Raw genomic sequence first — 19,630 nt, 5'->3', positions numbered from 1 at the left:
ATAGTTAAACGAATGGAGGTAGGCGTGTCGTCTACTTAAACTTAAAGATTTTTAAACACAGCCTGTCCACATCCATTCATTCTATCGTTACTATAGGGTCTAGTTCTCTTGCTTTATTTACAACAAAGAACCGCATTTTATCTAAAAAATAACTAAAAGAATAAAAAGTAAGAATTTTTAAGAAAATTTTAATAACTCGCTAAGAAACTTCTAATTTCCTCTTTATTTTTTTGTAAGTTGTCTCCTTTAAGATAGAAGTAATCGAGTAGCCCACCTTATTTTGAATGGTTGAAAGCTCAATAAGGTTGTATGACCAAAATACGAATGGGTAACCTCACTACTTAAAATGGAGGCTGATGTACACTTATGAATCTAGAGGTTTTTCGAAATTACTCCTTGCAGCATTTGAAGAAAGATATACTATCGGGTATTGTTGTTGGCATTATAGCTATACCTTTAGGGTTAGGATTTGCGATAGCTTCTGGAATATCGCCTGTTACAGGACTTTATACAACAATTGTAGCGGGCTTGCTAATTGCTATTTTAGGTGGATGTAGGTTTCAAATCGCGGGACCTACCGGTGCGTTTGTTCCTGTTTTATTAGGAATTGTGTTGCAATATGGCTATGAAAACTTATTAATTGCCGGCTTTATGTCCGGAATTCTCCTCATTATCTTTGCGCTATGTAAAGTAGGAGCTTTAATCAAGTATTTTCCGTCCTCTATTATTGTAGGATTTCAGTCAGGAATTGCGCTGATTATCTTTAGCGGGCAGATACCAAACTTCCTTGGGCTGCACGCGATTGACAAATTTCAGTTTTTTCATTTGAATATAAAAGAGATCTTTGGTAATTTACACTTCATCAACATCTATAGTATCGCTACAGCAGGATTGTGCTTAGCTACGATTTTAATTGTTCTTTACTTTTCGCCTAAGTCGCTGGGAATGTCTTATTTACTCGGAATTATTGTATCAACGGGCTTGGCATCTTTTTTCTTTGCAAATCAGTTTGAAACGATTGGTTCCATTTACGGAGAGATACCTCGTCATTTCCCGGCGCCAGCGTTTCCAGATATAACAGTGGAGAGGGTGGTCACTCTTTTACCTTCTGCGTTTGTAATTGCTGTACTTGTAGGGTTACAGTCTTTGCTGACAGCTCGCGTTGCGGATGAAATGACAAAGTCAAAGCACAGCAGCAAAAAAGAACTGATTGGCCAGGGAATCGTAAACATGGTAACGCCGATGTTTTCAGGTATTCCTGCAGCAGGAGAGATTGCAAGAACCGTTACCAATATTAAAAACGGCGCTTCATCTCCCATCGCAGGAATCACGCACGCTATCTTTGTGTTGATTGTGCTGCTAGTGCTTGCTCCGTATGCTTCATACGTAGCGCTTGCCAGTCTCGCGCCGGTTTTAATGGTCGTGGCATGGAACATCAGTAAAAAAGAGCAGTTTGCAAAGGTGGTAAAAGAAAGATCATTTCATTCGCTAGTTTTACTCACGACCTTTTCGTTAACGGTGTTTACAAACTTGACGATCGGAATCGCCGTTGGATTATGCCTGTCGGGTGCCCACTTTATGATAAAAAAGAGCCAAGAAAAGCAGAAATTATTAAGAAAAACAGGTTAACGTAAAGTAGAATAATACGCGGAAAACCCTCACTGTAAGCTTGCACAGTGGGGGTTTTTTATAATATTTTAATTACTTTCCTTCAAACCAGCAGCGGGCGTTGTCAAAAAGCATATGCTGAATCTGCTGTTCCGTTACGCCTTTTCTTTTTAACTCAGGCACGACTTCTTCTAATACAAAGCTCATCGACCATTTTGGAAAACGTTCTTCAATCACGCCTTCTGGAAACCAGTCCATTGTACAGCAGTAGTCTTGTGAGAGAAACATGCGGTTTGAATAGCCTTGTTTAGCCAATTCAATGACCGTGTTATTTCTATTTTCAGTTGAACATTCTCTTGTCAGGCCGTAGCGGTCCATACCGATAAAGGCACCTTGACTTAATATGTTTGAAATATACTCAAGGTTATCCGTATCTCCCGTATGTCCAATCAGAATTTGATTTGGATTAGCGCCTTCATCGAGTAAGATGTCCAGCTGCTTTAAGCCTGTGCCGCTTGCAGGATGTGAATGAGTCATAATTGGCACGCCCGTTTTTTTATGAGCTCGTGCGACAGCGCGCATTACTTTTTCTACATCAGCCGTTACGCCAGGTGCATCCGTAGCGCATTTTAAAAAGCCTGCTTTAATCGACGTGTTTTGAATGCCGACTTCGATATCTCGAACAAACAGGTCTGCCATATAGTCAATGCTACGAGTTTGAAAGTGAGTAGGGATGTAGTTATACGTATAAATTCCTGTGGCTGCAATGATTTGAGTGTCCGTTTCGCGGGCAATTTTTTCAATAAAACGAATATCGCGCCCTTGTTCCATCACCGTTGGATCACAGATCGTGTTGACTCCGAGCTTCTTTGCACGATTTACTTGTTCGACTGCTTTTGCAACTTCTTGTTTCTCATCATATAAATGAGGAAACTGTGCGTGAACAGATTCAGAACGAACGCGCATATGTTCGTGGATTAACGTTAGCCCTAGTTCTGACGAATCGACTGGGCCTGTTACAGAATTGATAAATGTCATAGTATGATTCCTTTCATAATCTACCTGTAAATCAAACAGCGGATGATTAGGTACAGTTTTCATATAATCTGTTTTTATATATAGACTTCTGTTATAAAAAACACATATTGCATTATACAATATATATGTTGTCTTACACAACACGCGAGACTTTTACTCACTATGACAAAAAATCCTTCTTTCCAAACAGGAAGAAGGATTAGTTATATTGATGATTACCCAGCATTTACACTGTAATTATCACCATTTAATTTACGGAATTTTAAATAGCTGCCAACTCTCCAAATAACAATATATATAAAGGCTAGCGTCATCGTTAAGACCGCGAAGTCTATCGAATCTAACCCTTTAAAGTACTGACTCAAAGCCATTCTTATGAAGATAATAGCAATAATCACATATTTAAAATTTTTATTTGGCTTTGAGTAAATGAAGCCGTCTTCTCTTACTTCATAGTCTGTTTGGCTAAGCATAATAAGTCCAAACACAATACCTAATACACCAGCAATCAGCATTTCCCAGTAGGGTGGTAAGTGAAATGATTGGCCCGGTATGTGCATCATCTGACTTAGACTAAGAGAAAATGCAATGACTATAAAGAAAATAGGTGCTAATATACCAAGTCCATTCTTTTTAATGGGCTTATTTTTCTTTTTCATTTTTCTCCAAATAATGAATCCAATAAGAGCGATAACAAATAGATAAATAAGCAGCATTTCCATCGTCAGTTTGCCTCCTTTTTCAGTTCTACGTTCTTACAATCCACTATTTAGTATAAACAATAAAAGGATGAAGATAAAAGTGCATTCTTTCATTTTTTACACATGAGAATTCTCACTATTTTTTAGGGGTATCGTTTTATGGATTATACGTCTCATTACTGTTTCTTTCTTTTTTACCACAATATGTTAGAATTGTAGAAAACGAGAAAACGTAGTGCAAACAAATTTTGTTTACAAGCTGCCACAGTTATAGAGGTGAATGAGTTGAGGCTAGGAAATCAATTAAAAAAATTAAGAGAAGAACAAAAAATGTCAGAAGAAGAGGTTGCTGAACAGCTGAGTGTATCGGTACAGCACATACATAAATGGGAAGGTAATCAGAGCTACCCTGATATCCAACAACTTTTAAACTTAAGCGACATCTATGGAACAACTATTAATGAGTTTATTAAAAATGATGCTGCGTTACAAAACAGAATAAACATTCAGGAAGAAGAAAAAGAAGACGAAGATAAGCTGCTTCACCCAGGCTTTTATATCGGAATTGGCCTCATGTTTTTTGGGAATTTTCTGAGTCTCATCATCGGCAATCTTATGATTATGATGGTGACAAACATCGCTGGAATGTTAATTATCTGTTTTTATAAAGAAATCTTAAAGCTTTTGAAAGATGTCAAAAAAGATTTTTATGAACAGAAATAAAAAGCAATGTTATGTAATAACACAAAAACGATGAGGTGTACAAGGTGAAAGAGTTAAATTTAAATTTTATGACCATCTCTTTTTTATGCTTAGTCAGCTATTACTTATTTCGAGTGGGAGCATACGCTTTAGCGAGAAAGTATGTAGTTAAAACGTCCGAGGGAAGTGCTTTGAATTGGGCTGTAAATGTACTTGTGAGAGGCGATAAAAAAATGGAGTTCAGTGATTACGTCACATGGGCAGGGTTTTGTGCATTTTTGTACTTTGTGTAATCACAGTAAAAAAGGAGGAACGATCTTCTTATTTTAAAAGGAAAAAGCGTTGCCTCACATGGTCTTTGAGCTTGAATGATAAAAAGGTGAAAACATATAAAATCCTTAAAACGAATATAGGTTATCAATGAAGCCTAAAGTAGAAAGGTAGTGTAGTGATGATCAAGTCAAAGCTTTTATGGAAAGTTATTGGCCTAGAAATCTTAGTTATCTTTTGGTTTGTGGTAAACGGTGCATACGTGAGCATGACGCATCCTACTGCACATTATCTTCAGTTTTTAGGAGTTGTCCCTTTAGCAATAGGAATAGCTTTTTATCTAACAAAAACAAAAAAGTGGCAGCATTTTTTCTCCTTTCAACAAAACATGTCCTTTAGAACAAGAATCCTCTTTCTTTCTCCGCTTCTTTTGTATTTGCTTATTATCCTCATCGGGAACAAAGGTGTACACGGAAGTTCTACTGCAGATATTGTTCTTATTTTGCTTACCCAAACTCTAATCATAGCATTTGTAGAAGAGATGGTATTTAGAGGATTTATGCTGAATTTGCTGTTATCAAAAAGCTATAAAGTGGCGGTTCTTCTATCATCGTTCCTATTTGCCTTTACGCACAGTTTGAATATGCTAAGCGGTCAATCGGTAGGAAATACAATTTTTCAAATTTTATTTGCATTTGTTATTGGATTGGTCTTGGCTTTACTGATCGTTAACGGTCAATCCATTGGAGTTATGATCGTATTTCACGGCTTAAATAATTTTCTCCAGTTTACAAGTCCTGTCAACGCAAATGATTCTTTATTTGTTAATTACGCGCTGCTTCTATTTTTAAGCGGATATGCCTTTTATTTATGGAACCGAAAATCTACTTTATCTGTTTCTCATCATCAGGTTAGTAGCTAATCAAAAGAGGTTGAGACGTAACGAGATATGAATCCAATCTAAAAACAACAACTAGTATGCATGAGCTGAACCGCTCGTTACATCGCAGTTGATTTCCGTGCAAGGCTTCGCTTTCCGCGGGGGGCCGATGAGCCTCCTCGTCGCTTACACTCCTGCGGGGTCTCACCTGTTCCGCTTTTCCCGCAGGAGTCTTCGCCTTGCCCTCCAATCAACTGCTAGAAAAACCTACACACATGAAAATTATGTTTACCACAAACAAACGAACCACGAATCAAAAGTATTGATCAATGACTCATTTTTCACTTCGTCTAATCTCCTTTTGTCCCAGTCTCTTTTTAGTGTTTTAAAGCAGGGATTAATCTACCCAAAGCTGAATAACTTCTATGGCTAGTGTTACTCAATTTAATTTGTTGAGATTTTATTAAACGCAAAAGGGGAGAAACGTATGTTTGAAGAAAAAGTAGGGATTATTACGGGTGGAACGTCGGGGATTGGCTTAGCAACAGCGGAATTACTCGCAAAAGAGGGCATGCATGTTGTGATTGCTTCTAGAAATAGTGAAAAAGGAGAAGAAGCTCTTTCTGTATTAAGAAAATGGTCTCCTCACTCTCTTTTTATTAAAACGGATGTAACGAATAGTCAAGATGTCAAAAACCTTGTGAGCCACACATACTCTACTTTTGGAAAAATTGATGTGGGCTTTAATAATGCGGCTAACACGGAGGCAGCTTCTAATGCTACCCATGAATTCAAAGAAGAAGACTTTGACCATTTAATAAACGTTACGTTAAAAAGCGTATGGCTTTGTATGAAATACCAGCTGCAGGTAATGACCAAACAAAACAGCGGTGTCATCGTGAATACGTCGTCAATGGACGCTATTTTATGTTCAGCAGGGACAGGCGTATATGCGGCCGGCAAAAGCGGTGTGATCGCTTTAACAAAATCAGTTGCTCAAGAATATGGCCATCAAAACATAAGAATTAACTCTCTGTGTCCAGGTGCATTTCGGACATCTATGTTAGAAGAAAAATTTTCTGATCTATCTTCAGAGGAAAAAGCAAAGCTCAATGAGTCCTATCAAAAATTAAACGCGCTAGGCAGAATTGGTGATCCGCTTGAAGCCGCAAAAGCAGTAAAATGGCTTCTTTCGGACGACGCATCGTTTGTTACGGGTCAAAATATTATTGTAGACGGCGGGATTGGGTTTAGGTTTGAGTAAGAGTAAGAGTAAGAGTAAGTGATAACAAACACAAATCTTTTACTCTCTGGAGTTAGGGCTCTTTTTTTAAAAATGGATCTTAACATATTCTAGATTCTTAGAGTCTATCACATGCTTAAATACATAAATGGTATAATGTGGTTATCAACTAAACTTTGTTGCTATGTATATGGAGGAATGATTGATATGAAAAATACGATTGCGATTATTGGAGGGACCGGAAGAGCAGGTAGATTTTTAGTGAAAACAGCTAAAGAAGAAGGCTATCGCGTTCGTATGCTAGAGATCAAGATGTCATTCTTTCCTTATTAAGTGGATGCCATGCCGTTATCAATACATTCGGTCAGCCTAACAAAGCTGTACCTTTATATAGCGAAATTACAGCATTAGTTATTCAGACTATGAAAGAGCTTGAAATAAGGAGATATGTTGGAGTAACTGGGGGATCTTTAGATATAGAAGGAGATAAAAAATCAATTCTTAATAAGGTAGGAGCTAGTGTATTTCGTATTCTGTACGCTGAAATGATGGAAGATAAAAGAAAAGAATTGTAGCTTCTTCGAAAAAGTAAACTAGATTGGACGCTTATACGCCTTCCTTTTGTTAAAGAAAACAAAAAGTCTCAAGCCATAAAAGAGGATGAATTTGATATGCCAGGGTTTAAGATATCTTCTCGTGATATTGCGAGATTTATGATTGAGCAGATACATAATCCATCTTACATAGGTAAAACTCCGTTCATTGCTAATTAGAATAGCTGACAGCTCGAATATGTTCAAACGGTATAACAAGATGTTTCAAGGAGGTATGTATGTCTTTCATTCTTACTAATTGTATGGCCATTAGTATCATATTTGTGGTAATCCTTTTTGTAAGTATTGTATTTAACAATAGAATAGCCGCGCTGGTTATTTCCTTCTTTACAGTGTTATTCGGTTTATTTCTACTTTTTTACGCTTTTGCGAAAATAAGCGGGCTTGATGCTCTAGACATTCAAATAAAAGGTTTAATCATTATAGGAGAAGGTTTACTCTTACTTGTTGTTACAAGCGTATTCATTTCCGTACAAGAGGCAAAAAAGAAAACGCTGTAAAGTGAAAAATAAATGGCTGCTAAAGGCGGGGATAAAATGGCAATTGGAGTGGCATTAACGGTTTTAGTATTAGGTCTGATGTTTGCAAGCGGACTAAGCCAAGGAAAATCAGCTAAAAGAAAATATATAGTGTGGGGAACAACAACTATATTAATCATAGCTCCGTTCTTTTCATGGGCCGTTTCAATTTTGTTTGCAATTAGCCAGGAAGAAGGTTTTGCAGGAGTTGCATTAATGATGTTATTGTTTCCGTTTTTCTTTTTAGTAGGACTCGTTACGCTGTTAATAGGGATTTTTAAGAAAGAAAATGTGAATAAATCTGTTTAGGAACAGGGAGAGAACTATCAAAAGTTCATATCCGCAGATGAGTTAATGATGAGGAAAGATAATGCTGCTTTTGTGTATGAAAGTATTCCTAGTATAGTAAAGGTTTCGGTGTTGAAATCCGAAGGGGAGTTATTGCTTCCTAATACAAGTGAATTTGCTGAAAACCATAAAGTGATTATTCCTATAATTAAAGTATGATTTTTGTTTATTCTCCACGTTTTTATTTAAAATCACTAGGGGAAAATCTAAAAAAAGTAATATAAACAAAGTGGAAAGAAGCATAAAAACCCTAATATAACAGGAGTTTTTATGCTTTTTTAATATTCAATAAAATGATGGGTAAATCATAACTTACAATTCTGATAAAAATACTATAATATTTTATATAAGATATTATGTTTACCAACCTTAAAGGAGTGTGTATGATGCCGTTTAGTTATGTTTCTCACTTATATTGTCCTAAATGCAAAAAAGAATATAGTCCAAAAGAAAAACATCAATTATGTGAATGTGGCTCACCGCTATTGGTAGCGTATGATTTAGAGAGATTGAAAGCTAACTTGACTCCAGAAGCTGTTCAAAGCAGGGAACCAAATTTATGGAGATATCATGAGCTCCTTCCAGTAGAAGATCCTAAAAACGTCGTGTCCTTAGGTGAAGGGATGACGCCGCTTATAAAAATGCCTAAGCTAGGGAAAGAAATGAACATTCCAAACTTATATATGAAAGATGAAGGCATTATTCCAACGGGATCGTTTAAAGCTAGAGGCGCCGCTGTAGGGGTGTCAAAAGCAAAAGAACTTGGCGTTGAACAGTTAGCCATGCCCACAAATGGGAACGCCGGAGCTGCTTGGTCGCTGTATTCGTCGCGCGCTGACATAAAAGCAACGGTTGTCATGCCAAAAGATGCGCCTGTTATTACACGAAATGAGTGTGCTGTCGCTGGAGCTGACCTTTACTTAGTCGATGGACTCATCAGTGATGCGGGTAAAATTGTCGGTGAGGCTATTAAAGCATGGGGTCTTTATGATGCTTCTACGCTTAAAGAACCGTACCGAATCGAAGGTAAAAAAACAATGGGCCTAGAAATTGCTGAACAGTTTTCTTGGAATCTTCCTGATGTGATTTTATATCCAACAGGAGGAGGCGTTGGCTTAATTGGAATCTATAAAGCGTTAAATGAATTAAAAGAGCTTGGCTGGATTAAAGGTGATCTTCCTCGTTTAGTGGCGGTACAAGCTGAAAACTGCGCGCCTATTGTAAAAGCATGGAATGAACGAAAACAAGAATCTGAATTTTGGCCGGATTCTTCAACCATCGCCTTTGGTATCAACGTACCAAAAGCAATCGGGGACTTTCTTGTTTTAGAAGCCTTATACAATACAAATGGATGTGCGATTGCGGTTGATGAAGATAAGATTGTGGAAGAACAAAAAAAGGTTGCGCAGCTTGAAGGATCGTTTATTTGTCCGGAAGGGGCGGCTACATTTTTAGCTGCACGCCGTTTGCGAGAAGAAGGCTGGATTAAAGAAAACGAAACGGTTGTTGCTTTAAATACAGGGCTTGGAGTTAAATATCCAAATACGGTAGATATTGAAGTACCAATTTTAGAGCGAGATGGCAGCCTTACTAAAAAATAAAGCAAGTGAAAAAATAGATCTCCGTCTAAGTGGAGGTCTATTTTTTATGTCATCGCACACTCACACTTATTTAATGTAAAAAATTGTAATTATAGTGAATCTTTATGTTCAAAACTATATGAGTGAATGTAGGTTTAAAGTTTGTCTTAGAGGGTATCTAAGAGAAGAAAGAGGATATCTTTCAATTTGGAAAAACAGCTCGGTGAGGAGGTTGAGCGAGCATATTACAAAGCTTGAAGAATATGACAAAAGCAGCGCTGTAAACCAGTTTGCTTTTACGGTAGAAAACTTCCATGAAGCCACGAACCATGATAGGGAGAAAGGAGCTGAATTTTTATCCCCCGAACCTAGCCAACTCTTGAAATTTTGTTCTAAGGGCAGAATCATACACTGTTACAATTATTAGAACGAGCTTTATAATTTATTACTAAGTTTACATAATGTTTGTAATGAAAACCGTGTATTCATTGCAAAAATGAAGCTTGTATCTAATGGGTTGTGACAATAATTGTCAGGTGATCTGAGTGGAAATTATGATCCGTGAATTGTACGTTGAAATAAAAAAATTATTTTATTTTTAATTAATTTCTTTATCAACGATTATTCTTTAGCATTTTTCTTGCTCTAACCCCTTTAGCAGCAACCTTTTTTATATTTACCACCAGATGAATATTTTTTGTTTTTTACTTAAAAATAAGTAGTGTTCCAAGACAGTTACGTGTGAATTACAGTAAGTCAAATTTGACTTTACTACTCAGTCTTGTATAATCGTATACCGCGGAGGTGACGTGATGAAATGAAGTTTAACAAGAAAAAAATTAACGTCGTAGATATTGACAAAGCTAAAAAAAGCGTCTTTGCTACAGGAGTAGGAAACGCGATGGAATGGTTTGACTTTGGCTTGTATTCATATTTAGCCGTTATTATTAGTCAAAACTTTTTTAGTGCAGTTGAAAATGATCAGCTCAAATTAGTGTTCACATTTGCCACATTTGCGATTGCCTTTTTAATGCGTCCATTAGGCGGTGTTATATTCGGTAAAATTGGAGACAAGTTAGGAAGGAAAGTCGTTTTAACCACCACCATTATTTTAATGGCCTTTTCCACATTACTCATTGGGTTGTTACCTACATATGATCAAATCGGTATATGGGCACCCATCCTTTTATTAATTGCACGAATCATTCAAGGTTTTTCAACTGGTGGTGAATATGCTGGTGCGATGGTGTATATTGCAGAATCGTCTCCAGACAATAAGCGAAATGTGCTTGGAAGTGGACTAGAAATCGGTACACTTGTTGGCTATATTCTTGCTTCACTGCTAGCCAGCTTACTGTTTTTTGTTCTCTCGGATAAACAGATGGCCTCATGGGGCTGGAGAATTCCCTTCTTATTAGGATTGCCTTTAGGACTTATTGGTTTTTATTTACGAAGAAGTTTAGGGGAAACACCTATTTTTGAAAATGAACTTTCCAACGAAGACGAAGTTGAAGAAGAAAGCTTCCTCTCTATTTTAAAAAATCACAAAAAAGATGTGTTTGTTTGTTTCGTAGCCGTGGCTTTCTTTAACGTTACAAACTATATGCTATTATCGTACATGCCTTCTTATTTGAATGAAATTATTGGTTTATCAAACACAGTTGGTACGGTATTAATTACGGCAGTTATGATTTTAATGGTGCCGCTTGCTCTTATGTTTGGAAAACTGAGCGATAAAATCGGAAACAAGAAAGTTTTCTTAATCGGTTTAGGCGGATTGAGCTTACTGTCAGCCTTTTCGTTCTATTTAATCAACTTAAATGGTTTAGTTTTTATTTCAATCGGTATTCTTATTCTAGGTGTTTTACTTGCTACGTATGAAGGAACAATGCCAGGAACGCTGCCAACAATGTTCTACACAGATATCCGCTACCGAACATTAGCGATCACGTTTAATGTTTCAGTTTCTATCTTTGGAGGAACGACGCCATTAGTTGCGACATGGTTAGTTCACGCAACGGGCAATCACTTGGCTCCAGCGTTCTATTTAACGATTGTGAGCATCATCGGATTTTTCGTGATTTTATTCTTGTTTGCGAACACAGCAGGAAAATCACTCAAAGGTTCATACCCAACGGTTGCTTCTAAATCTGAATACAATGAAGCGGTTGAAAATCCAAAAGATTCATTATGGTGGCACACAGAGCAAACAGAAAAATAAAGTAAATAAACAGCAGGTGCTACATCAACTGCTTCGTAAAATAGGAACACTCAAAAGAGCCTTCTCTTTGTATAGAGCTACAAAGAGAAGGCTCTTTTTATCGTTCGACGATTTATTCCATTCCCTGTATTTGCTATCTTTGATTCTGTATGTTACGATTGAGTTAATTATTTTTGTTCGGTATAAGATTGAGAGAAGAGAAATCTCTTCCATAGAATTTTTTATCTTAAGATAGTATGGTTGGACAAGGGTAGTAATACAAGCGTGGAGTATTCCACACCAGGAGGCAATATTATGGAACAAGGTACAGTGAAATGGTTTAATGCAGACAAAGGCTTCGGCTTTATCGAAGTTGAAGGCGGAGACGATGTATTCGTACATTTCAGCTCTATTCAAGGTGAAGGCTTTAAGTCGTTAGAAGAAGGTCAAAAAGTAACGTTTGACATTGAACAAGGTCAACGCGGAGCACAAGCTGCTAACGTTCATAAAGTAGCATAATTAATCCAACGTAAAAAGACTCCACATAGGGGTCTTTTTGCTTTGGATTTTAATAATTAAAAAAGAAATCTTCATTGGACTAGCCGTTGGAAAAGGTTGCTGACTATCAGAATGCTGATAAGGTCTCAAATATAAGCTGCACATTATATTTCCCGATAAATAAAGTTAAAAATTTGATTGGTTTTGATATAAGAGAGGATGAAGGATATGACTATAAGCTTATTTGCTAATGGAGAAACAGTAAGTATAAAAGCATCTAATGAAATAGTGATCATTGTAAAAAGTCAGTATGTGAAAAATATGAAAAGATATTCTTATACAGTTGATAAATATCCCAGTACATTTTTCTTTGAAGAAGAGTTAATGAAGCACGAATCATAATTATTCATGAAGAAATTTTGATTTATAGTTTGGATTCCGCCAATACTATGCTATACTGAGTTTACCATTTGTATTACCGATTACTATTTTTGTATTAATAAGCCCTATTCCTCAGTGGATAGGGTTTTATTATTACATTTTCAAAGTAATGAAAAAGACAGACTCCATGGAGTCTGTCTTTTTCTATTTATGATGGATTACGCTTTTTGAACGTTAGTAGCTTGAGGGCCGCGTTGACCTTGTTCTACTTCAAATGTAACTTCTTGACCTTCGTCTAAAGATTTGAAGCCTTCGCTTTGGATTGCTGAGAAATGTACAAATACATCGTCTCCGTTTTCGCGTTCGATGAATCCAAAACCTTTTTCTGCGTTAAACCATTTTACTTTACCTTGTTCCATAATTGTTGCCTCCTAGTGTGACACGCACACATTGTATTACTATCCTTGCTCAAATCTATAGACGAAAGTTATGTAACTTATCAATCTTTGCCGAACAAAAATAATTCTTCTTAAACTTAACAGAAATAGAGACTTATTGCAAGGATAGAGTCTGTACAGCTAGAAGTTCTCCTTTGTCTATGTTTGCACTATGTGAGCTAAAAAACGATACGTAAGCCTCCTCAGTTCAAATAAAGAGAATGTTTGTGGTACACTTAAATAGTAAAAAACATTTAAAAGCGAGGAATTATATGAACACAACTAAAAAACATCACAGGCCTAAGCGGCTAAAAATTGCTTTCCGAGCATTAATGGTCATTATCGGAGGGATTATTGCAGCTTACGGCTTAGAAACTGTCTTAATTCCAAACCATGTTTCAGATGGAGGGGTAACAGGCATTAGCATCGTTGCTTCAAACCTATTTGGCTTGCCACTTGGGGTTCTCATCGCCGTTATCAACATTCCTTTTGTATGGTTAGGATATCAACAAATCGGGAAAAGTTTTGCCATCTTTTCAATCCTCGGAATCGTCTCATTAGCTGTCGGTACAAGCCTCATGCATCATACTCCAGCGATTATTGAAGGAGATACACTACTCGTAACCGTTGTCGGCGGTATTATCCTTGGTTTTGGAATGGGAATTGCACTGCGTAACGGCGGGGCCTTAGATGGCATCGATATGCTAGCTGTACTGCTTTCTCGAAAACTGCCGTTTGGAACAAGTGATCTTATTTTGTTCTTAAACGCGTTTGTATTTATTTTTGTTTCATTAGTATTTGGTCTGCAAGGCGCGATTCTTTCTGCAATTGCATACTTTATTGCATCCAAAGTTATTCACATCGTAGAAGTAGGTCTAAGCGGATCGAAAACCTTCCAGATTATCACTTCTCAGCCTGCGTTAATGGTAGAGACAATACGTGATCGTTTAGGTCGAAGCGCTACATATAAAGAAGCTTACGGCGGATACTCTCATGAGAAATTCAAGGAAATCACATGTGTAATCAACCGCTTGGAAGAAAGCAAAATGAAAGAAATTATCAATGAAATTGACCCGACGGCTTTTGTTACGGTATATGACGTAGCCGAAGTTAAAGGCGGTAATTTCCGAAAGAATAATATTCACTAACATCATCAATACATTGTAAGAACACTCTACTACATCCTTTTTTACTTAGGCGTGTAGAGATAAGAAAAAGCAGCGTGATGTTTTACATCCGCTGCTTTTTTATATGGTAAAATCCACTTGCTGAGCGGAGGGTTTTAAAATCGGATATGCTGAAAAAATGAGACGGTCAGAGTTAAAGTAGATAGGGTACCTGCATACATTCACGTAATGATTTTTCCTTTGTATTTCTTCCTTGGAAACTTGACAACAGCGTTCCATATTATAATAGAAGCAATTGTTACTCGGAAAAGCCACATGCAACTTCTTCCGCCGTCAAACAGCAGACTCAGATAGCCTACGTGTACCACATGTATTTGTATTCACTTTCCTCTCGTGCTGTATTTAACAAAGCCAACAGAAAAAATCTCTGAACGTAGAAGAACAGAGATTCAACAGAATGATGATTCTTATATCATACAAAGGATGACTTTTCCTGTCTCAGAAAGGTCATCTTTATCGTACCACCAGAAAGGACTTGGCGCTGTGCGTTTTCTCACAGCGAGGGAAGAAAAACTCTGCTATTGTATAGAGGTCGGAGTAAACTTTCTTAATTATGTGCGCTTCTTTCATATGTATCGAACCTGTTGACTAAGATCAGCAGGTTTTTTTTGTTACCAGCTAGCTATCATCTTCAAGGGGGCAAGACTGCTTAATCTTTATAGACAAATAGACTTTATACCATTTTACCCATACGTAAAATAGGTTAAAATAAAGAGGTGAGGCATGGAGAGAAAAGAGTTAAATAAGAGGTGCGTAACATTATAATCACAATTTATCTTACAGGGTTATAACGGTGATTATACTAAATGGTGAACGTTGAAAGGGGATACATAGTTTTGAACACAAAATATCTAGATTTACTTGCACAAAAGTATGATACGGAAGAAAAAGTGGTAACCGAAATTATTAACCTTGAAGCTATTCTTCATCTGCCAAAGGGGACCGAGCATTTTGTCAGTGATTTACACGGCGAGTATCAAGCCTTTCAGCATGTGCTGCGAAATGGTTCAGGAAATGTAAAAGAGAAAATCAAAGACCTTTTTAAAAATGTATTATCTGACAAAGAAATCAATGAATTTGCGACATTAGTGTATTACCCTGAAGAAAAATTACCGTTGATTAAAGCACAGTTTCGAAACAAAAAGGAACTCTATCAATGGTATAAAGAAATCATTGATCGTATGCTTAATCTTATTTCGTACGCTTCTTCTAAATACACGCGTTCTAAACTGCGTAAAGCATTGCCGGATCAATTTGTGTACATTATTGAAGAACTGCTATATAAAACGGATGAATTTACAAATAAAGAACAGTACTATACAAAAATTGTTCAGCAGATTATTTCTCTAGGACAAGCCGATAAGCTTATTATAGGCCTTGCTTATACGACGCAAAGGTTGGTTGTGGACCATCTGCACGTAGTAGGGGATATTTATGACCGTGGACCTGAACCGGATAAAATTATGGATACGCTCATTAATTATCACTCCGTTGATATTCAGTGGGGAAATCACGATGTGCTGTGGCTAGGCGCTTTTGCGGGTTCAAAAGTGTGCTTAGCTAATATTATTCGTATCTGCGCGAGATACGACAATCTAGATATTATTGAAGACGTATATGGCATTAACCTGAGACCGCTGCTTAACTTGGCGGAGAAATATTATGATGATAATCCTGCTTTTAGACCAAAAGTAAGCTCGAGTGACAAACTATCCGATCACGAGCGACTACAAATTACGAAAATTCATCAGGCCATTGCGATGATTCAGTTCAAGCTGGAAAGTCCGATTATAAAAAGACGTCCTTTCTTTAATATGTCAGAAAGGCTATTGCTTGAAAAAATTGATTATGATAAAAATGAAATTTCGATATACGGAAACACGTATCCGCTGGAAAACAGCTGCTTTGCAACAGTTAATCCGGCGCAGCCTGATCAGCTATTAGAAGAAGAAGAGCAGGTAATGGAAAGACTGCTGCTTTCCGTGCAGCACTCAGAAAAGCTGGCGAGACATATGAAGTTTCTTATGAAAAAAGGCAGCCTTTATTTGAAATATAACGGAAACTTATTAATACACGGCTGCATTCCTTTAGATGAAGAAGGAAACATGGAAAAAATGACGATAGAAGATAAAACGTATGCAGGCCGTAACTTGCTTGATGTGTTTGAACATTATTTACAAGAGGCTTTTGCTCACCCTGAAGAAACGGATGATTTGGCAACAGATATGGTCTGGTACCTATGGACAGGAGAATATTCATCACTCTTTGGGAAACGCGCCATGACGACGTTTGAACGATATTTTATCAGTGATAAAGCAACGCATAAAGAGAAGAAGAATCCATACTACTATTTACGGGAAAATGAGGAAGTCTGCCAAAACATCCTCGCAGAATTTAATCTGAATCCTGATCACGGTCATATTATTAATGGTCATACGCCTGTCAAAGAAATCGAAGGAGAAAACCCGGTCAAAGCAAATGGAAAGATGATTGTTATTGACGGCGGTTTTTCAAAAGCGTATCAATCCACAACAGGTATCGCTGGATATACATTATTATATAATTCTTACGGCATGCAGCTAGTCGCTCACAAACACTTTAATTCAAAAGAAGAGATTTTATTAGAAGGAACGGACGTTTTATCCGTAAAGCGATTGGTTGATAAAGAACTAGAAAGAAAAATGGTTTTAGAAACAAATGTCGGAGAAGAATTGTTAAAAGAAATTTCGATTTTAAAAGATTTAAGAAAATATCGCTATAGTTAAAAATACGACAAGAGCAGGATGCCTAAAGGCTCCTGCTCTTTTTTACACCGTCATTTCCCAGCTCGACATTTCCAGCCAGTGCTCTTGTTCACGATAATCGGGCATGATTTTCCCGACAAGACGCCAAAAGGACCGATCATGATTCATGTGAACCATGTGGCACATTTCATGAACGACTACGTAATCAATGACGTGCTGCGGTGCCATTGCCAGCCGCCAGTTGAAGGTTAGCTGACGCTTAGAATCACACGTGCCCCACGCTTTTTTGCTATCGGAAATCGAGATGGATCGCGGCTTTGTTTTAAAATGTTTTTGATAGGAGGAGATACTTTTGGTTACGAGCGCTTTACATTGTTGATAGTAAAAACGTTTGAGCGCTTGTTTTATCGCTTCATCGTCGTGCTGATTGACATAAATCTGAAGCGTGTTCGCTTCAAACACTACAGAATCCTTTGTAATGGTGGAATCGTGATGAATCTGTATCGGATAGTTTTTTCCTACATATAAAAAGCTTTCTCCGTGTTCATAGACTTTTTTCTTGGGTCCATGCGTTCTATCTTTCATTTCATTTATTTTTTGCTGAATTAATGCCCAGTTGTTCTCTAATAACATACGTACTTGTTCAGTAGAGGTTCCTTTAGGAGCAAGGACTTCGACCGTTCCGTATCCGTCTACTTTAATTGCAAAAGAACTTCGGTTTTTATATCGTATTTTATAATGGATACTCTGATTTGAAAAAGTGTGTATCATGTTATCCTCTATATTGTACGGTTAAGCCTCTTAGGAATTTTCGAGCAAAATTCTCTTTGCACGGTTTGTAATTTTTATGGCCTTTTTTTCGTAATAAAGCACCTAATTCTGCTTTAGATACACGTATTCCACCGTCGTCAAATACTTCTAACATCTCTTCGCTTGTTAGGGATAAAGCGATTTTCACTTTCTTTAATAAGACATTATACATATTTTGATTGCTCTGAACCGGCGCTGGAGGTGCTTGCCCTGGTTTAGGATCTTGTTTTCCTCTTTTAAAGGTAATAAAACCGTTTAAAAAAGAATCTAACATACTGTTCGTGCACGGTATATGATCGTCCGCATGAACTGCATCCTCGTCTTCTTCATCCGGTGTTCTCGTAAGGATTTTTAATACGTCTTCTTTGGTTACATCTTCTCCGCCAAGATTAAAGATCTCTACCATTTCTGTATTTTTTAAATCCAAGGCATATCGTAATCTAATTAAAATATCGTTATTATCCATTCTTGCTCCTCCTATAACTTGCTTGCTGTATGTAAAAATTATGACTGCCACAATCTGAACGGACTTGGTCAATATCAGTACAATTATAGTAACAGGTTCCGCTGGAATTCTAAGTTATTCCATTCATTTCTACAAACATATAACTTCTCATATTTATCAGCCTTCGTCAACTCTTGAAAAAGAACGATTTGCTCATATTATGTCCGAACAGACACTTTGCCATAACAAAAATTAGGAGGTGAAGTCTGCTAAAGGAAGGAGAGGCAGCTTTATTTTTTTAAGAACGGATAGGACAATTTTTGAAGTTAGCGGATCTCTGTGTGCTGCTAGAATGATATACCCTACTAAATAAATAGTTTTACATATTTATTTAGTATCCAAATAGGAGTATGATAGTAGTAAAAAAAGAAAGAGGTCAACAGATGAATTCAACATACTCACCAAGAGAATCAACCAAAATCAAAGCTTTATCCATGCATGCGCTTTTTATCGCACTGACGTTTGTAGCGACAATGTTTATCAACATCAAGCTTCCAATCATGGGTAACGGAGGCCTCATCCATTTAGGCAACGTTCCTCTTTTTATAGCGACCTTTATTTACGGTAAAAAAACAGGAGCCATCGCCGGCGCTTTTGGAATGGGGTTATTCGATCTGATCTCGGGATGGACAGCATGGGCACCGTTTACGTTTATTATTGTAGGGACCATGGGCTTTTTAGCAGGTCTTATCTCTGAAAAAGCACCTGGTAAAAGAGCACTTGTCAACACACTGGCAGTTGTTGCTGCGCTGATTGTGAAAATCGTGGGCTACTATTTTGCCGAAGTGATTCTTTACGGTAACTGGATCCTTCCGCTTGGCTCTATACCAGGCAATGTGATGCAAGTTGTTATCGCCGGTATCATTGTCGTTCCGCTTGTAGGGCGCTTAAAGAACAGAGCGGTACAAATTTAATCCGTCAATCGTAAGTCGTTTTACCATTATCCTATCCTTAAGTGATATACTTGATAGATATTCATCAAGTGAAAGGAGCGGAAAACACCATGAAATATCTAAAATCACAGATGAAGCAGCTCATTAAAGACAATCAGGAACTGCAAGGTAAGCTGAATGGACTGATGAAAGAGCACAGCCTTGAAAAAAACTTTGCTCTTAAAGCTCTCTACCATGCAGAAGTGGCTGAAGGCGGGAAATATCAGCTTGCTTATCAAGCATTAGACGCACCGAAAAAGTAATGGCCTTGTTGCTCATTCGTATATTTCTTCATAATAAAAAGGCAGCCGAATCGCGTATTTGGCTGCTTTTTTTAGCAAATAGAATGACGCACAATCATCTTGGTGTTTGTACAACTTCTTTTGAACTGCTTAACTCTAGATAAATAGGGTATGTAAAAATTAAAGATAGCT

Annotated in this window: 21 protein-coding genes and 1 pseudogene; 16 read left to right on the top strand and 6 right to left on the bottom strand. The window is 37.3% G+C overall.

Annotation, left to right across the window (positions count from 1 at the left end):
- Positions 1-366: 366 nt before the first annotated feature.
- On the top strand, positions 367-1,629 hold the full coding sequence (locus AC1VNJ_RS08150; RefSeq protein ID WP_482640584.1) for a SulP family inorganic anion transporter: 1,263 nt from the start codon (positions 367-369) through the stop codon (positions 1,627-1,629).
- A 72-nt stretch (positions 1,630-1,701) separates the two neighbouring features.
- Here AC1VNJ_RS08150 and AC1VNJ_RS08145 read toward each other — a convergent pair whose 3' ends face one another.
- Positions 1,702-2,646, bottom strand: coding sequence for a phosphotriesterase family protein (locus AC1VNJ_RS08145; protein ID WP_482640583.1), 945 nt, complete (start codon positions 2,644-2,646; stop codon positions 1,702-1,704).
- A gap of 215 nt (positions 2,647-2,861) precedes the next feature.
- On the bottom strand, positions 2,862-3,368 hold the full coding sequence (locus AC1VNJ_RS08140) for a CcdC protein domain-containing protein (protein WP_482640582.1): 507 nt from the start codon (positions 3,366-3,368) through the stop codon (positions 2,862-2,864).
- A gap of 255 nt (positions 3,369-3,623) precedes the next feature.
- On the opposite strand from AC1VNJ_RS08140, the gene AC1VNJ_RS08135 reads away from it, so the two are divergent.
- The 3 genes from AC1VNJ_RS08135 (at position 3,624) to AC1VNJ_RS08125 (ending at position 5,241) form a co-directional block, all read left to right on the top strand.
- On the top strand, positions 3,624-4,070 hold the full coding sequence (locus AC1VNJ_RS08135) for a helix-turn-helix domain-containing protein (protein WP_482640581.1): 447 nt from the start codon (positions 3,624-3,626) through the stop codon (positions 4,068-4,070).
- Between the two features lie 44 nt (positions 4,071-4,114).
- Positions 4,115-4,342, top strand: coding sequence for a hypothetical protein (locus AC1VNJ_RS08130; RefSeq protein ID WP_221832444.1), 228 nt, complete (start codon positions 4,115-4,117; stop codon positions 4,340-4,342).
- A gap of 158 nt (positions 4,343-4,500) precedes the next feature.
- On the top strand, positions 4,501-5,241 hold the full coding sequence (locus tag AC1VNJ_RS08125) for a CPBP family intramembrane glutamic endopeptidase (protein WP_482640580.1): 741 nt from the start codon (positions 4,501-4,503) through the stop codon (positions 5,239-5,241).
- A 77-nt stretch (positions 5,242-5,318) separates the two neighbouring features.
- On the opposite strand, the gene AC1VNJ_RS08120 is transcribed toward AC1VNJ_RS08125, so the two are convergent.
- On the bottom strand, positions 5,319-5,453 hold the full coding sequence (locus tag AC1VNJ_RS08120; RefSeq protein ID WP_258524406.1) for a hypothetical protein: 135 nt from the start codon (positions 5,451-5,453) through the stop codon (positions 5,319-5,321).
- 233 nt (positions 5,454-5,686) lie between these two features.
- On the opposite strand from AC1VNJ_RS08120, the gene AC1VNJ_RS08115 reads away from it, so the two are divergent.
- The 8 genes and pseudogenes from AC1VNJ_RS08115 to AC1VNJ_RS08080 all read left to right on the top strand — a co-directional run bounded on the left by AC1VNJ_RS08115 (position 5,687) and on the right by AC1VNJ_RS08080 (position 12,602).
- Positions 5,687-6,463, top strand: coding sequence for an SDR family NAD(P)-dependent oxidoreductase (locus tag AC1VNJ_RS08115; protein ID WP_482640579.1), 777 nt, complete (start codon positions 5,687-5,689; stop codon positions 6,461-6,463).
- Between the two features lie 177 nt (positions 6,464-6,640).
- Positions 6,641-7,215, top strand: a pseudogene (locus tag AC1VNJ_RS08110) (NAD(P)-dependent oxidoreductase).
- Positions 7,216-7,274: 59 nt separating this feature from the next.
- Positions 7,275-7,556, top strand: a complete 282-nt coding sequence (locus AC1VNJ_RS08105; protein ID WP_033580225.1) for a hypothetical protein — start codon at positions 7,275-7,277, stop codon at positions 7,554-7,556.
- Between the two features lie 12 nt (positions 7,557-7,568).
- Positions 7,569-7,883 carry a hypothetical protein gene (locus tag AC1VNJ_RS08100; RefSeq protein WP_243494922.1) on the top strand — a complete coding sequence of 105 codons (315 nt, stop codon included), beginning with the start codon at positions 7,569-7,571 and terminating at the stop codon, positions 7,881-7,883.
- A gap of 425 nt (positions 7,884-8,308) precedes the next feature.
- Positions 8,309-9,523: a threonine synthase gene (locus AC1VNJ_RS08095; protein WP_482640578.1), complete on the top strand. Its 1,215-nt coding sequence runs from the start codon at positions 8,309-8,311 to the stop codon at positions 9,521-9,523.
- 796 nt (positions 9,524-10,319) lie between these two features.
- The gene (locus AC1VNJ_RS08090; protein ID WP_482640577.1) at positions 10,320-11,723 is read left to right on the top strand and encodes an MFS transporter; all 1,404 of its coding nucleotides are present in this window, start codon (positions 10,320-10,322) and stop codon (positions 11,721-11,723) included.
- A 294-nt stretch (positions 11,724-12,017) separates the two neighbouring features.
- Positions 12,018-12,221 carry a cold-shock protein gene (locus AC1VNJ_RS08085; protein ID WP_014459099.1) on the top strand — a complete coding sequence of 68 codons (204 nt, stop codon included), beginning with the start codon at positions 12,018-12,020 and terminating at the stop codon, positions 12,219-12,221.
- 207 nt (positions 12,222-12,428) lie between these two features.
- A complete protein-coding gene (locus tag AC1VNJ_RS08080) occupies positions 12,429-12,602 on the top strand; it encodes a hypothetical protein (RefSeq protein WP_165636422.1) in 174 nt (57 codons plus the stop codon).
- Positions 12,603-12,799: 197 nt separating this feature from the next.
- On the opposite strand, the gene AC1VNJ_RS08075 is transcribed toward AC1VNJ_RS08080, so the two are convergent.
- Entirely contained in the window at positions 12,800-13,000 is a 201-nt protein-coding gene (locus AC1VNJ_RS08075) for a cold-shock protein (RefSeq protein WP_029714163.1), read from the bottom strand.
- Positions 13,001-13,290: 290 nt separating this feature from the next.
- Between AC1VNJ_RS08075 and AC1VNJ_RS08070 the strand changes: the two genes are divergently transcribed.
- Both AC1VNJ_RS08070 and fbp read left to right on the top strand, forming a co-directional pair.
- Positions 13,291-14,166, top strand: coding sequence for a YitT family protein (locus AC1VNJ_RS08070; RefSeq protein WP_013058095.1), 876 nt, complete (start codon positions 13,291-13,293; stop codon positions 14,164-14,166).
- An 875-nt stretch (positions 14,167-15,041) separates the two neighbouring features.
- On the top strand, positions 15,042-16,970 hold the full coding sequence (gene fbp / locus AC1VNJ_RS08065) for a fructose-1,6-bisphosphatase (protein WP_482640576.1): 1,929 nt from the start codon (positions 15,042-15,044) through the stop codon (positions 16,968-16,970).
- A 42-nt stretch (positions 16,971-17,012) separates the two neighbouring features.
- On the opposite strand, the gene AC1VNJ_RS08060 is transcribed toward fbp, so the two are convergent.
- Entirely contained in the window at positions 17,013-17,720 is a 708-nt protein-coding gene (locus tag AC1VNJ_RS08060) for a M48 family metallopeptidase (RefSeq protein ID WP_482640575.1), read from the bottom strand.
- 1 nt (position 17,721) lies between these two features.
- Complete coding sequence (locus AC1VNJ_RS08055; RefSeq protein ID WP_034268493.1) at positions 17,722-18,225, bottom strand: YehS family protein; 504 nt, start codon at positions 18,223-18,225, stop codon at positions 17,722-17,724.
- 422 nt (positions 18,226-18,647) lie between these two features.
- On the opposite strand from AC1VNJ_RS08055, the gene AC1VNJ_RS08050 reads away from it, so the two are divergent.
- A complete protein-coding gene (locus AC1VNJ_RS08050) occupies positions 18,648-19,178 on the top strand; it encodes an ECF transporter S component (protein ID WP_482640574.1) in 531 nt (176 codons plus the stop codon).
- Between the two features lie 89 nt (positions 19,179-19,267).
- Positions 19,268-19,459 carry a hypothetical protein gene (locus tag AC1VNJ_RS08045; RefSeq protein WP_013058089.1) on the top strand — a complete coding sequence of 64 codons (192 nt, stop codon included), beginning with the start codon at positions 19,268-19,270 and terminating at the stop codon, positions 19,457-19,459.
- The last annotated feature ends 171 nt before the right edge of the window (positions 19,460-19,630 follow it).

The organism is Priestia sp. 3CA3 (assembly GCF_056836725.1).
The sequence above is the reverse complement of the archived record's forward strand: the minus strand, read 5'-3'. Positions and strand labels throughout refer to the sequence as shown.